We start from the raw sequence: 13824 nt of genomic DNA, 5'->3' as shown, positions 1-13824 counted from the left end.
GACAGGCCGCGGGGAGCCAGGGCTCCCCGTGGTCCCGTCCGCGCGAGGCGACGGAGCCCGGAGCTAGTGCTTCCCGTGGCCCCGGCCGTGCGCCGCACGGGACTGGTGTCCCTGCTGCCCGCGGGTCCGGGGAGGCGCGGCCGCGGCGTGGTCACGGCGGCCGGGGACGTGCGTGGCCCGCGGACCCGGCCCGCGCGACGCGGTGGAGGCGATGGCCGGGGTGCTCCGGGGGCCTCGAGGCCGGGCACCGAGGGCTGACGACGCGCGGGGCTGCGGCCGCGGGGCACGCACCTGCGCGACCGGCGCCCTCGCGACCTGCGTCCTCGTGGCCTTCGTCCTGGTGGCCTGCGTCCTCGTGTCCTGCGTCCTCGTGCCCTGCGTCCTCGTGGCTCGGGCCGGCACGTGTCGGCGGGGAACCGCGGAGGCGGCGTCAGCCCGCAGGGCGAGCCCTCGGCCCGCCCGGGTGGTCGGGCGCGGGGCGAGCGCACGGCGACCCGGAGCCGTGACGGTCGTCAGTGCGGAGCGGACGTGAGCGGCGGCCGCCCGGGAGCGGGCCTGCCCGGGAGCCCCGGCGCGACCCCGGTCCTGCTGGGACCGGTGACCGTGGCCGTGCTCCACGCGCGGCAGGCGACCGACCCAGCCGTGGGCGACCCCGCGGGGACCGGTGGACGCCGGGCCCGACGGGACCAGCGTGGTCGGCGTGCTGCCCACGACACCGCTCACCCCGGCCACGGCACCGCGGGCGGCCGCGGCAGCGGCTGCGGCAGCCGCGGCGGCGGCCGCGCTGGTCGTGGGCACGGTCGCGAGGGGACGCTGCGTCACGGGCCGGGACGCGGTGGTCGGTCGACCCTGGGCCGGGTCGGACGCCGCACCCGGGTCGGTCTGCGTGGGCCGGGCGGCCTTCCCGGTGCCGACGGCGACCCCGGTGCTGCGCGGCGACCGGCTGGCGGCGGTGACGACCGGGGCGCGACCGGTGCGGACGGTCGTGACCACCGGGGTCAGCGCGTCCACCGCGGTGCGACCGCCGGTGGCCGAGGACGCATCGGAGTCGGACGGGGTCGCGGTGCCAGGACGCGCGGGGACGTCGGAGCGCGCGCGGCCGGCGGCGAGGGTGGGACGATCGGGTGCGAGACCGGGCACCACCTCGGGGATCGCGTTCAGCGCCGGACCCAGCACGGTGTCGGGCGAGAGGTCCACGACGTACGACGGCGCCTGGGTCAGCAGCACGCGGACCGAGCCCGGTCGCGGGCTGAGGGTCACGATCACGACCGCGAGCGCCACCACGACGAGGAACGCCACCAGCGGCCGACGGTGCTCGACGTTCAACGGCCCTCCCCCGGCACGAGCCCGGTCGACCATGACCGAGATGTCCAGAGAATACGGGTTTTTCGGCTGGAGGACGACGGTGGTCTAGTGCACAGTGGACCAGCGTCGGGACGCGGCCACGCGTGCGACCGGATCAGGCCGACTTCTTCTTCTTCGGCTCGTCCTCGCGCGGCACCAGGGTGGGGTTGACGTTGTCGGAGACGACCTCGCCGGTGACCACGACCTTGCCGATGTCCTCGCGCGAGGGCACGTCGTACATCACGTTGAGGAGCACCTCCTCGATGATCGCGCGCAGCCCGCGAGCACCGGTGCCCCGCTCCATCGCCTTGTCGGCGATCGCGAGGACGGCGTCCTCGGTGAACTCCAGCTCGACCCCGTCGAGGTCGAAGAGCTTCTGGTACTGCTTGATCAACGCGTTGCGGGGCTCGGTCAGGATCTGGACCAGGGCGGCCTGGTCGAGCTTGTTCACGCTGGCGATCAGCGGGAGCCGGCCGATGAACTCGGGGATCAGCCCGAACTTCACCAGGTCCTCGGGCCGCACCTGGGAGAACAGGGCGTCGGTCTCGGTCTCGTTGGAGGACCGCATCTCGGCGGTGAAGCCCAGGGTCTTCTTGCCGACCCGCTGCTCCACGATGTGCTCCAGGCCCGCGAAGGCGCCGCCGACGACGAACAGGATGTTCGTGGTGTCGATCTGGATGAACTCCTGGTGCGGGTGCTTGCGACCGCCCTGCGGCGGCACCGAGGCGGTGGTGCCCTCGAGGATCTTCAGCAGCGCCTGCTGCACGCCCTCGCCGGAGACGTCGCGCGTGATCGAGGGGTTCTCGGCCTTGCGGGCCACCTTGTCGATCTCGTCGATGTAGATGATGCCCGTCTCGGCCTTCTTGACGTCGTAGTCCGCGGCCTGGATGAGCTTGAGCAGGATGTTCTCGACGTCCTCACCGACGTAGCCGGCCTCGGTGAGCGCGGTCGCGTCCGCGATCGCGAAGGGCACGTTGAGCATCCGGGCCAGCGTCTGGGCCAGGTAGGTCTTGCCGCAGCCGGTGGGGCCGATCACGAGGATGTTGGACTTGGCGACCTCGACGACCTCCTCCTTGGAGTGCTTGGTCGCCGCGTTGGTGACGCCGGCCTGCACCCGCTTGTAGTGGTTGTAGACCGCCACCGCCAGCGACTTCTTGGCCGTCTCCTGGCCGATCACGTAGGAGTTGAGGAACTCGAAGATCTCCCGCGGCTTGGGCAGCTCGTCGAGACCCACCTCGGTGGTCTCGTTGAGCTCCTCCTCGATGATCTCGTTGCACAGGTCGATGCACTCGTCGCAGATGTAGACCCCGGGGCCTGCGATGAGCTTCTTGACCTGCTTCTGGCTCTTTCCGCAGAACGAGCACTTGAGCAGGTCGCCTCCGTCACCGATCCGTGCCACTGGCGGGGTCTCCCATCGTGTTGGTCGGACGTCGGTCCGACGAGTCGTCGATCACACCGTGACCTGCTGAGTGGTCCTGAGAAGGTACTCCCCCGTCGTCGTGTCCACGGTGGGGACACGACGACGGGTCGATCAGCGACCGGCGCCGACGGCGAGGGCCTTGCGCGACTCCAGGATGGAGTCGATCAGGCCGTACTCGAGCGCGGCGGCCGAGGTCAGGATCTTGTCGCGCTCGATGTCGACGTTGACCTCCTCGGGGGTCTTGCCGGAGTGCTCGGCGATCAGCTTCTCGAGCAGCTCGCGCATCCGCAGGATCTCGTTGGCCTGGATCTCGATGTCCGAGCTCTGGCCGTACGTGCCCTCGGTGTAGGGCTGGTGGATCAGGATCCGGCTGTTGGGCAGGGCGAGCCGCTTGCCGGGCGCGCCGGCGGCGAGCAGGACCGCGGCCGCGGACGCGGCCTGACCCAGGCACACCGTCTGCACGTCGGGCTGGATGAACTGCATCGTGTCGTAGATGGCGGTCATCGCGGTGAACGAGCCACCGGGGCTGTTGATGTAGATCTGGATGTCGCGGGCCGGGTCCATGGACTCCAGGCACAGCAGCTGGGCCATCACCGCGTTGGCGATGTCGTCGCTGATCGGGGTGCCCAGGAAGATGATCCGGTCCTCGAAGAGCTTGGCGTAGGGGTCGATGCGGCGCACGCCGTAGGAGGTGCGCTCTTCCCACTGCGGGATGTAGTAGTTCATCAAAGGCTCGATTCTGGTCGCGTCGGGAGGGTCGGGAGGGTCACTTGCCGCGGGCCGGGCGGCCCTCGTCGGCCGCCTCGCGGGCGCTGCTGATGACGTGGTCGATGAAGCCGTAGTCCTTGGCCTGGCTGGCGGTGAACCAGCGGTCGCGGTCGGAGTCGCGCTCGATCTGCTCGAGCGTCTGACCGGTGTGCTCCGCGATCAGCTCCTGCATCACCTTCTTGATGTGCAGCGACTGCTCGGCCTGGATGCGGATGTCGGAGGCCGAGCCGCCCATCCCGCCCGAGGGCTGGTGCATCATGATCCGCGCGTGGGGCAGCGAGTAGCGCTTGCCCGCGCTGCCGGCGCACAGCAGGAACTGACCCATCGAGGCGGCCAGGCCCATGGCGACGGTGGCGACGTCGTTGGGGATGTAGTTCATCGTGTCGTAGATCGCCATGCCCGAGTCGACGGAGCCGCCGGGGCTGTTGATGTGCAGGAAGATGTCGGCCTCGGGGTCCTCGGCGCTGAGCAGGAGCAGCTGGGCGCAGATCGCGTTGGCGTTCTGGTCGCGCACCTCCGACCCCAGGAAGATGATCCGCTCGCGCAGCAGGCGCTGGTAGATGTGGTCGTCGAGACCGTAGCCGCCGCCGCCGCTCATCTGCGGGCTGGTCGTGGGGGTGGTTGCCGAGCCGGGCCAGGAGTTCTCAGTCACGACCCCGACCCTAGACGGCCCCCCGGACAATTCCACGGGCTGACCCCCCGTGTTCGCCCACAGCAGACTCACCCGCGGACCGGAGGGCCGCTCAGGCCTCGACGACGTCCCGGATCCGCTCCAGGGTGGTCCGCAGGCCCTGGGCCAGCTCGGCGTCGTGGCCGGTCGCCCCGCCGATGAGCGGGCCGATCAGACGGGTGGCCAGCCCGAACCGCGGCAGCACCCGGTGGGCGGTGAGCAGCGTGGACGGGGGTGCGCCCGGGCTGCCGGCCTGGGCGGCCTCGACGGGCTCGACGGGCTCGACGGGCTCGAGCTCGTAGACCCAGGTCGCGCCGCTCTCGCGGACGTGCCAGGCGACCGCACGACCCGGCTCCCAGCGCACGACGCGCGAGAGCGTGGGCCAGGCGACCGGACCACGGCGGTTCAGGCCCACGACCCGGGCGCCGAGACCGGGCTCGCCCAGCACCCAGGCACGACGCAGCTCGGGGCTCAGCTCTGCCATCCGGGCCAGGTCGCCGACGACCTCCCACACGGCCGCCGGCGGGGCGGCGACCTCGGTGACGGCGTGCAGCGGCGCGGGGCCGGCGCTCACGCGGTGCCCGGGGCCGCGCCCGACCGGGACTCCGCCCGGCCAGCTCCCCGCCGGTTCTCGCGGTCGGCCTCCTGCTTGGTGGGCCGGTCGGTGCGGTCGGCCAGCCAGCCGCGCAGGGCGGCGTACACGTCGTCGTGGTTGAGCAGGTCGAAGTGGTCCGCGCACGGGACGTGCAGCGTCTCGGCGCCGGGGAACATCTCCTCGCCGCTGCGCCGCCGGCCCATGGCCGAGGCGTAGGGCACCAGCAGGTCGCCGATGGTGGCGCTGGCCACGGACCCCGACGAGCGGGTCAGGGTCGCACCGACGAGCCGGTAGCGGGCGTGCGGGAGGTTCTGCACGTCGCGGGCCAGCCCGTGGCGCAGGTCCAGGATGCCGACCGAGCGGTACTCCAGGATCCGGCCGAACGGCGCCGACTCCGGCAACCGGCCGAGGGCGTCCACGCCCTTGGTGACCACGCGCTCCAGGGGTGCGCCCAGGTGCGGGGTGCCGAGGCAGACGACGTCGGTGACCAGCTCGGTCCAGGGGTGCGCGCTGTCGGTGGCCACGGCGCTCGCGGCCCGGGCGATCAGGCCGCCCATGGAGTGCCCGACGAGGGCGATCCGGCGCACGTCGGTGGGCCAGGCCTCGACCAGGCGCTGCACCAGCGCGGCGAGCGCCACGCCGTTCTCCGCGATCGGCAGGCCGGTGTTGACGCGCAGGTAGACCGGCGTCCAGCCGTCCTGGACCAGGCGGTCGCCGTAGCTCTCGCGCACGGGGTTCTCCCGCTTGGGGCGCGGGGCGCGGTGCCAGTACTCCTCGTTCTCGACCAGGCCGTGCAGGAAGAACACCACCTTCGGTCCCGCCAGGGGGTACGCCGAGTGCAGCGACGCCGCGTCGAGGGCGACGTCGCGACCCCCGACCCGGGCGGCCATGTCGAAGGCGAAGGCGGAGCCCTCGTCGCGCAGGCGGTCCCCGATCAGCCCGTTGACCACGGCGCTGACCGCGCGCCCCTGCGAGCTGTCCTCGAGCCGGGCGCCGAGACCGGCGCGACCGGCGGCGCGCAGGCCGGCGGAGCCCGCCTTGAGGCTGCCGCTGATGCTGCCGTAGACGACCTTGGAGATGCCGTCGTGCAGGCGGTGGCTGATCGTCGGCCCGCCGCCGTTGAGCCGGTCGTTGATCCCGTGGATGCGCCCCGCGACGGCGCCGTGCACGTCGCGCACGGTGCCGACCAGGAGGTCCTCGGCGTAGTCGGCACCCACGGCTGCGGCCTCGAGGAGGCTGATCTGGTCTCGCGTCACAGTGCACGAGTGTTCACCGAAATCGCCGACAGGTCAACGCGGCGCGCCCCGCCCCCACCGTGGTGGGAGCGGGGCGCGATCGAGGTGGAGCGGGGGCCGGGCCTCAGGCCTTGCCGGCGTCCTGCTCGGTCTCGGCGGCGGGCTCGGCCTCGGTGACGGCCTCGGCGGCAGCCGGGTCGGCCAGGCTGCCGTCGGGCTGCAGGTTCACCAGGTCGACCACGTTGCCGGACTCGTCGGTGACGGTCGCGGACTCCACGATCTGGGCCAGGGCCTTGCCGCGCACGACCTCGGCGACCATCTCGGGGATGTGGTTGTGCTCGATCATGTGCTTCATGAACTCGTCGGGGTTCTGGCCCGACTGCTGCGCCCGACGCATCAGGTGCTGGGTGAGCTCGTCCTGCTCCACGTTGATCTCGGTGGTGCGGGCGATCTCGTCGAGGAGGAACTGCGAGGCCATCGCGTCGCGGACGCGCTTCTCCAGCTCGGCCTCGAACTCGTCGACGGTCTGCTTCTCGCTGTCGAGGTAGGCCTCCATCGTCATGCCGGCGTAGGCCAGCTGCTGCTCGATCTCCTGGCGGCGACCGGCGAGCTCCTCGGCGACCAGCGTCTCGGGCAGCGGCACCTCGGCGGAGTCCAGCAGCTTCTCCAGCACGGCGTCGCGGGCCGCGGCGGCCTGCTCCAGGCGCTTGCCGCGCTCCAGGCGGGTGGCCACGTCGGTGCGCAGCTCCTCGACGGTGTCGAACTCCGAGGCGGTCTGGGCGAAGTCGTCGTCGAGGTCGGGGAGCTCCTGCTCCTTGACCGAGGACACCTTGACGGTGACCTCGACGTCCTGGCCCGCGAGGTCGCCCCCGACGAGCTGCGAGGTGAAGGTGGACTCCTCGCCGGCCGAGAGGCCGACCAGGGCCTCGTCGATGCCCTCGAGCATGTCGCCGGCGCCGACCTTGTAGGAGTAGTCGTTGACCTCGCCGCCCTCGATGTCCTCGCCGTCGCTCGTGGCCTTGAGGTCGATGGTGACGACGTCACCCTCGGCGGCCGCACGCTCGACGTCCTTGAGCACCGCGAAGCGCTCGCGCAGTGCCTCCACCTGCTCCTCGACGTCGGCGTCGCTGACGGTCAGGTCGTCGACCTGGACCGCGAGGCCGGCGTGGTCGGGCACCTCGATGGTGGGGCGCACGTCGACCTCGGCGGAGAACTCCAGCACGCTGTTGTCCTCGAGCTTGGTCACCTCGATCTCCGGCTGCGCGAGGGGCTGCAGGTCGTTCTCCTGCAGGGCCTGCACGTAGAAGTTCGGCAGGGCCTCGTTGATGGCCTGGTCCAGCACGGCGCCACGGCCGACCTGGCGGTCGATGACCGGCGGCGGGACCTTGCCCTTGCGGAAGCCGGGGATGTTGATCTGCTGGGCGATGGTCTTGTAGGCCGCGTCGAGGCTCGGCTTGAGCTCCTCGAAGGGCACCTCGACGGTGATCTTGGCCCGGGTCGGGCTCAACGTCTCGACGGCGCTCTTCACAGGTTTCTCCTCATGGGTTTCGGTGGGCTGTCAGGGTCGGGGCGACAGGACTCGAACCTGCGGTCTCCTGCTCCCAAAGCAGGCGCGCTAGCCACTACGCTACGCCCCGTCGAACGCCCTCCCAGGGGACTGGGAAGGCCGTGCAGAGCGGATGACGGGAATCGAACCCGCGTCATCAGTTTGGAAGACTGAGGCTCTACCATTGAGCTACATCCGCGCACGCCTGCGACGTGCTCCCACAGGCGGGGACCATCGTGCCACAGGCGGCGACGCCTCCACGAACCGGACGTCACCGACCGCGGGCTCAGCGCCGGTGCACGACCACCAGGGCGCGGTCGTCGTCGGTCTGCTCCATCTTGTCGATCAGCATCTGCGCCCCGCCGTCGAAGCCGCGCTGGAACAGCCGCTCCCCCAGGCCCGCGAGCTTGTCCATGCCCAGGGAGATGTCGCGCTGGGCGGTCTCGACGAGCCCGTCGGTGAAGAGCAGCAGCCCGTCGCCGTGACCCAGGTGGCCGCGGACGACCTCGAAGTCGGTGTCCTCGATCAGGCCCAGGACGGCACCGTCGGAGTTGAGCACCGACCAGCGCCCCGACCCCGCGTGCAGCCACACCGCCGGCGGGTGGCCGGCCTTGCGCAGCTCGAAGTCCCCGGTGACCAGGTCGAGGTGGAGGTGGATCGCCGTGGCGAAGCCCTCGTCCCAGTCCTGCTCGAGGAGGTAGGCGTTGGCCGCGGGCAGGAACTGCGAGCCGGGCAGCGCCGAGACGATGCCGTTGAAGGCGCCGGAGAGGAACAGCGAGCGCGACCCCGCCTCCACACCCTTGCCCGACACGTCGACGACCACGAGCTCGAGCTTGTCGTCCGCGCGCCGGGCCACGATGAAGTCACCGGCGAAGGAGGTGCCGCCCGCGGACCGCGCCACCGACTCCACCAGCCAGCCGTCGGGCAGGTCGGGCAGGTCGCCCTGGGCCGAGATCCGGTCGCGCAGGTCGACGAACATCGACTCCCCGCGCGGCATCGAGACCCCCAGCCGGCTGCGTCGGAAGGAGGTCAGCAGGATCAGGAGCGCGATGGCGAACACGATCAGCGCGCGTCCCGCCGAGCGCGGACTCACCGTCGGCTGGTCCAGGAGCAGCACGCAGAAGGCCAGGCAGACGAAGACCACGAACCACGGCAGCATCCGCGGGCCCAGCCAGAGGCTCCCCACGATCATCGGCAGCAGGACCACGGTGGAGGGCACGTAGAGCGGCCACAGCACCCCGGCCACGACGCAGACGGCGGTGGCGAGCATCAGGGCGACCAGGGTGGGGCGGTCCGAGGCCGACGTGGCCCGGCGCCAGCGACGCAGCACGCGGCGCCAGGGGGCGGACCGGTGGTTCCTGGCCACGTGGACCTGCCTTCCTCCCGGCACGAGCCGGGGTCGATGCCCGGCCGGGTCGGCCCCGACCCTGAGCACGCCGGACAAAACGGTCGGTGGGGGTCTCAGCCTAGGGCCCGCGAGCGGAACACGGGCTGACATCGGGGACACCAGAACAGGTTGCGTCCCTGGAGCTCCTCGGTGCGGACCTCTGCCCCGCACAGCAGGCAGGGTCGGCCGTCGCGCCGGTAGACGTAGTTGCGCACCCGCTTCCCCTCGACCTTGGAGACCTCGCGGGCCGCCGGTCGGTCCTCGGGACGCAGGGTCTCGATCCGCCCCACGCGGACGCCGTCGGCGAGCAGGACCACGAGGTCCTCCCACATCGCGCGGAACTGGCTGACCCGCAGGGTGCGACCGGGCCGCAGTGGGTGCATCCGGTGCCGGAAGAGCACCTCCGCGCGGTAGACGTTGCCGATGCCGGCGATCACCGCCTGGTCCATCAGCATCCCCCCGATCGGGGAGCGGCTCCGGCTGATGCGGGCCCACGCCCGGTCGGGGTCGGCCTCGGGGTCGAGCGGGTCGGGACCCAGGCGGTCGAGGATGGCCCCGCGCTGCTCGGGGGTGACCAGCTCGCAGGCCGTGGCGCCGCGGAGGTCGGCGTACGCCGAGGGGCCGACCAGGCGCATCCGGACCTGGCCGACCGGGTCGGGGGCCGGCGCGAGCCGCACCGGGAACTTGCCGTAGAGCCCGAGGTGCACGTGGACCTGGCGGTCCTGCTCGAACTCCACGAACAGGTGCTTGCCGAAGGACCGCGCCTCGCGCAGGAGCAGCCCGTCGAGCACGGCCGCGGACTCGGCGAAGCGGCCCTGCGGGCTGGTGACCCGGACGACGTCGCCGGCGAAGCCCTCGCGCAGGGACGTGGCCAGCCGGTGGAGGGTGTGGCCCTCGGGCATCAGGCGTCGGGGCCGAGTCCGACGGCGGACTCGGGCAGCGGCGGCAGGTCGCCGGTGGCCTCGTAGTCGGCGAGCATGGCGATCCGGCGCACGTGCCGCTCCTCGCCGGTGAAGTCGGTGTCGAGGAAGATCCCGACGAAGCGCACCATGTCCTCGACCGGGTGCATCCGACCCCCGACCGAGAGCACGTTGGCGTCGTTGTGCTCGCGGGCCAGCCGGGCGGTCTCGTCGCTCCAGGCCAGGGCGGCGCGCACGCCGGCGACCTTGTTGGCCGCGATCTGCTCGCCGTTGCCCGAGCCCCCGATCACCACGCCGAGGCTGCCGGGGTCGCCCACGACGCCGGCGGCCGCACGGAGGCAGAAGACCGGGTAGTCGTCGAGGGGGTCCTGCACGAACGGGCCGTGGTCCACCGGCTCGTGGCCGTGGTCGCGGAGCCAGGTGGTCAGGTGCTCCTTGAGCTCGAGGCCGGCATGGTCGGAGCCGAGGTGCACGCGCATGGGGTCCAGGCTAGCGGGGTCAGCGAGCGAGCAGCGCGTCGAGGCCGACCGCCATCGCCGCGGCCACCCGGAAGTCCAGGCGCGGGTCGGGCACGCGGATCTGGTAGCGGTCGCGCAGGCTCATCTGGCGGTCCGAGGTCATCACCACCTGACCCGTGGCCTGGTCGTGGAAGTCGAAGTGGAAGGGCAGCGGGAAGTCCACGAAGCGGCGCACGATCGCGATCACCTGGTTGCGCTCGCGACCGGTCGCCTCCAGGTCGGGGGCGCTGAGGTGGAAGGTCGAGCGCAGCAGGCTCTGGCCGAAGTCCTTGCGGAACATCCCCAGCGGGGTCCCCGCGGCGTCGCGCACGTCGTACCCGGCCCCGAGGTCCATCACCTGGCGCGCGGCGAAGGAGAACACGGGCTGGGAACGCCCCTCGTCGGCGAAGAAGGTCACCTGCTCCTTGAGCGCCATCCGCTTCTGCTGGGCCACGGCCATCAGGCGCCCCACGGAGCCGTCCGGGTTGGTCTCGTTGATCTCGTAGCGGTTGACCATCATCGTCAGCTTCTGCTTGACGCTGAAGGCGGGCAGGTACATGGGAGCCGTCATGGGCGACATCCTGACGGACGGGCTCACGTCGTGGGGCCCGCCGGCCCGGCGCGGCCCCGGGTCAGGCGTGCTGGCGCAGGAAGCCGGCGACCTGGCGGGTCAGCGGCTCGGCCGCGGTGAAGACCGACGGGTGCCGCCAGAAGCCGTGGACCTGGCCCAGGTAGCGGGTCGCGGTGACCTCGACCCCCAGCTCGGAGAGCCGCCGGGCCAGCAGCTCCCCCTCGTCGCGCAGCGGGTCGCCCTCGGCGGTGACGACCAGGGTCGGCGGCAGCGTCGCCAGGCGGGCGTCGGAGGAGAGCAGCGGGGCGAGGTCGGGGTCGTCGAGGTCGGCCGGGGAGGCGGCGTACTGCTGCCAGTACCAGTCGGCCGTGGCCGGGTCGAAGCCGACGTCGGGCAGGCCGTAGGACTCCCCCGCGCGGCGCGGGTCCAGGAACGGGTAGGTCAGCACCAGCGCCGCCAGGCGACCGGGGTGGCGCAGCGCGGCGACCAGGGCGAGGTTGGCGCCCGCACTGTCCCCGTGGGCGTACGCCGGCCCGGCGAGCCCCTCGTCGTCGGCGTGGCGGTCCAGCCAGCACAGCACGGTGTCGACGTCGTCGGGGGCCGCGGGGAAGCGGTGCTCGGGCGGCCGGCGGTAGTCCACGCTCAGCACGGGGAGCCCGGCCCGGTCGGCGAGCCGGCGCGCCGCGTTGTCGTGGACCTCGACGTCGTTGAGCACGAAGCCGCCGCCGTGCAGGTGCAGGACCACGCCGGGGCCGGCGCCCTCGGGGCGGTAGAGCCGGCACGGCACGCCACCGGCGTCGACGTCGCGGACCTCGGCGACCGGCTCGCGCGGCTCCTGCGCGGCCAGCTCCCGGGACTCCCGGCGGGACTCCTCGATGTCGAAGGAGGGGTGGTGGACCGGGGTCTGGTCGGCGCCGGCCTCGACCGCGCGGCGCACGTGGGGGAAGAGCATCAGGCCTGCTCCCCCGTCGCGCCGGGGTCGCCGGCGTCGCCCGCCAGGCGGTCGAGCTCCTCCTGGACCACCTCCGGGTCGAGCTTGCGGAAGACCGGGGTCGGCTTGTCGACGGTGGCGCCGACCCGCACCGGGCGGCGCTCCCAGCGGGCGGCGGTCGAGTAGTCGCCGGTGAGGATCGGGTAGCCGGGGCCGCCGTCCAGGTCGTCGGCCTCCTCCAGGCGCGGCATCGGCTGCACCTCGCCCGAGCCGCCCAGGACGCGGTCGACGTCGTTGGCCGAGAACGGCAGGAAGGGCGAGAGCACCGTGTTGAGGTCCTGCACGCTCTGGGCCAGGACGTGCAGCACGGTCCCGAGGCGCTCGCGCTCGTCGTCGCCCTTGAGCTTCCAGGGGGCCTCGTCGGTGACGTACTTGTTGACCTCGCCGACCACCCGCATGGCCTCGTTGACGGCCGCCTTCTGGCGGTGGCGGGCGATCAGGTCGCCCACGGTCGCGAAGGTGCTCCCGACCAGGTCGAGCAGGGCCTGGTCGGCGTCGGTGAACGGCCCCGCCGGGGGGATCTCGCCGAAGTTCTTGGCGATCATGCTGGCGGTGCGGTTGACCAGGTTGCCCCAGCCGGCCACGAGCTCGTCGTTGGTGCGGCGCACGAACTCCGCCCAGGTGAAGTCGGAGTCCTGGTTCTCGGGACCGGCGGCGGCCACGAAGTAGCGGAACGCGTCGGGCTCGTAGCGGCTGAGCAGGTCGCGGACGTAGATGACGACCTTCTGGCTGGAGGAGAACTTGCGCCCCTCCATGGTCAGGAACTCGCTCGAGACGACCTCGGTGGGCAGGTCCAGCCGCCCGAACGTGCCGGGCTCGCCGCCCTTGTCGCCGAGGCCGGAGTAGGCGAGCAGCTCGGCGGGCCAGATCTGGCTGTGGAAGGTGATGTTGTCCTTGCCCATGAAGTAGTAGGACAGCGCCTCCGGGTCGTTCCACCAGCGCCGCCACGCCTCCGGGTCGCCGCCCTCGGCCGCCCCGCGACGGGCCCACTCGATGCTGGCCGAGAGGTAGCCGACCACGGCGTCGAACCAGACGTAGAGGCGCTTGGTCGGGTTGTCGCGCCAGCCGTCGAGCGGGATCGGGATGCCCCAGTCGATGTCGCGGGTCATCGCGCGCGGGCGGATGTCCTCGAGGATGTTCTGGCTGAACTTGATCACGTTGGGTCGCCAGGTGCCGCTGGCCTCGCGCTCGTCGAGCCAGGCGGTCAGGGCCGCGGCCAGCGCCGGCAGGTCGAGGAAGAAGTGCTGGGTCTCCACGAACTCCGGGGTCTCGCCGTTGATCCGCGAGCGCGGGTCCTTCAGCTCGGTCGGGTCGAGCTGGTTGCCGCAGTTGTCGCACTGGTCGCCGCGGGCCTTGTCGTAGCCGCAGTGGGGGCAGGTGCCCTCGATGTAGCGGTCGGGCAGGGTGCGGCCCGTCGAGGGGCTGATCGCGCCGTGGGTCGTCTGCTCGAGGAAGTAGCCGTTGGCGTGGACGCCGGTGAACAGCTCCTGGACCACGGCGGTGTGGTTGCGGGTCGTCGTCCGGGTGTAGAGGTCGTAGGAGATCCCCAGCGCGGCCAGGTCCTCGGCGATCACGCGGTGGTTGCGGTCGGCCAGCTCCTGGGGGGTGACCCCCTCCTCGTCGGCGGCGATCAGGATCGGCGTGCCGTGCTCGTCGGTGCCCGAGACCATCAGGACGTCGTGCCCGGCCATCCGCATGTAGCGGCTGAAGACGTCGGAGGGCACCCCGAACCCGGCGACGTGGCCGATGTGGCGGGGGCCGTTGGCGTAGGGCCAGGCGACGGCGGACAGCACGGTGCTCATGGAGGCGATCCTAGGTGCGCCCGCGCGGGCCCGTAGACTCCCCCTCGGTGCGCCGGGAAGTCTGGTCGGCAACGTCGT

At 72.2% G+C, this 13824-nt stretch carries 13 protein-coding genes and 2 tRNA genes; all 15 read right to left on the bottom strand.

Going from position 1 to position 13824, the window contains the following annotated elements; translation table 11 throughout:
• Positions 1-63: 63 nt before the first annotated feature.
• The 15 genes from ACYVDA_RS06875 to metG all read right to left on the bottom strand — a co-directional run bounded on the left by ACYVDA_RS06875 (position 64) and on the right by metG (position 13746).
• A complete protein-coding gene (locus tag ACYVDA_RS06875; protein WP_460816416.1) occupies positions 64-1326 on the bottom strand; it encodes a hypothetical protein in 1263 nt (420 codons plus the stop codon).
• Between the two features lie 133 nt (positions 1327-1459).
• Positions 1460-2743, bottom strand: coding sequence for an ATP-dependent Clp protease ATP-binding subunit ClpX (gene clpX / locus ACYVDA_RS06870; protein WP_460816414.1), 1284 nt, complete (start codon positions 2741-2743; stop codon positions 1460-1462).
• A 132-nt stretch (positions 2744-2875) separates the two neighbouring features.
• Positions 2876-3490 carry an ATP-dependent Clp protease proteolytic subunit gene (locus ACYVDA_RS06865; protein WP_460816412.1) on the bottom strand — a complete coding sequence of 205 codons (615 nt, stop codon included), beginning with the start codon at positions 3488-3490 and terminating at the stop codon, positions 2876-2878.
• Between the two features lie 40 nt (positions 3491-3530).
• Positions 3531-4130 carry an ATP-dependent Clp protease proteolytic subunit gene (locus tag ACYVDA_RS06860; protein ID WP_460817133.1) on the bottom strand — a complete coding sequence of 200 codons (600 nt, stop codon included), beginning with the start codon at positions 4128-4130 and terminating at the stop codon, positions 3531-3533.
• Between the two features lie 145 nt (positions 4131-4275).
• A complete protein-coding gene (locus ACYVDA_RS06855; RefSeq protein WP_460816409.1) occupies positions 4276-4776 on the bottom strand; it encodes an SRPBCC family protein in 501 nt (166 codons plus the stop codon).
• Positions 4773-6053: a lipase family alpha/beta hydrolase gene (locus tag ACYVDA_RS06850; protein ID WP_460816406.1), complete on the bottom strand. Its 1281-nt coding sequence runs from the start codon at positions 6051-6053 to the stop codon at positions 4773-4775. The genes ACYVDA_RS06855 and ACYVDA_RS06850 overlap by 4 nt, the downstream gene beginning before the upstream one ends.
• 103 nt (positions 6054-6156) lie before the next feature.
• A complete protein-coding gene (gene tig, locus ACYVDA_RS06845; RefSeq protein WP_460816403.1) occupies positions 6157-7560 on the bottom strand; it encodes a trigger factor in 1404 nt (467 codons plus the stop codon).
• Positions 7561-7596: 36 nt separating this feature from the next.
• A tRNA-Pro gene (locus tag ACYVDA_RS06840) sits at positions 7597-7669 on the bottom strand.
• A 37-nt stretch (positions 7670-7706) separates the two neighbouring features.
• Positions 7707-7777 (bottom strand) — tRNA-Gly (locus ACYVDA_RS06835).
• Positions 7778-7864: 87 nt separating this feature from the next.
• On the bottom strand, positions 7865-8944 hold the full coding sequence (locus ACYVDA_RS06830; RefSeq protein WP_460816401.1) for a PP2C family protein-serine/threonine phosphatase: 1080 nt from the start codon (positions 8942-8944) through the stop codon (positions 7865-7867).
• A gap of 95 nt (positions 8945-9039) precedes the next feature.
• Positions 9040-9867: an Fpg/Nei family DNA glycosylase gene (locus ACYVDA_RS06825; RefSeq protein ID WP_460816399.1), complete on the bottom strand. Its 828-nt coding sequence runs from the start codon at positions 9865-9867 to the stop codon at positions 9040-9042.
• Entirely contained in the window at positions 9867-10364 is a 498-nt protein-coding gene (locus ACYVDA_RS06820; protein WP_460816397.1) for a ribose-5-phosphate isomerase, read from the bottom strand. The genes ACYVDA_RS06825 and ACYVDA_RS06820 overlap by 1 nt, the downstream gene beginning before the upstream one ends.
• Positions 10365-10383: 19 nt before the next feature.
• Positions 10384-10953 carry an LURP-one-related/scramblase family protein gene (locus ACYVDA_RS06815; protein ID WP_460816395.1) on the bottom strand — a complete coding sequence of 190 codons (570 nt, stop codon included), beginning with the start codon at positions 10951-10953 and terminating at the stop codon, positions 10384-10386.
• Between the two features lie 61 nt (positions 10954-11014).
• On the bottom strand, positions 11015-11905 hold the full coding sequence (locus ACYVDA_RS06810; protein ID WP_460816393.1) for an alpha/beta hydrolase: 891 nt from the start codon (positions 11903-11905) through the stop codon (positions 11015-11017).
• A complete protein-coding gene (gene metG, locus ACYVDA_RS06805; RefSeq protein WP_460816391.1) occupies positions 11905-13746 on the bottom strand; it encodes a methionine--tRNA ligase in 1842 nt (613 codons plus the stop codon). Before metG ends, ACYVDA_RS06810 begins: the two co-directional genes overlap by 1 nt.
• Positions 13747-13824: the final 78 nt, after the last annotated feature.

The sequence above is a fragment of the Nocardioides korecus genome (genome assembly GCF_054778395.1).
Note: the sequence above shows the minus strand (reverse complement) of the source record. Positions and strands in the feature narration are given on the sequence as shown.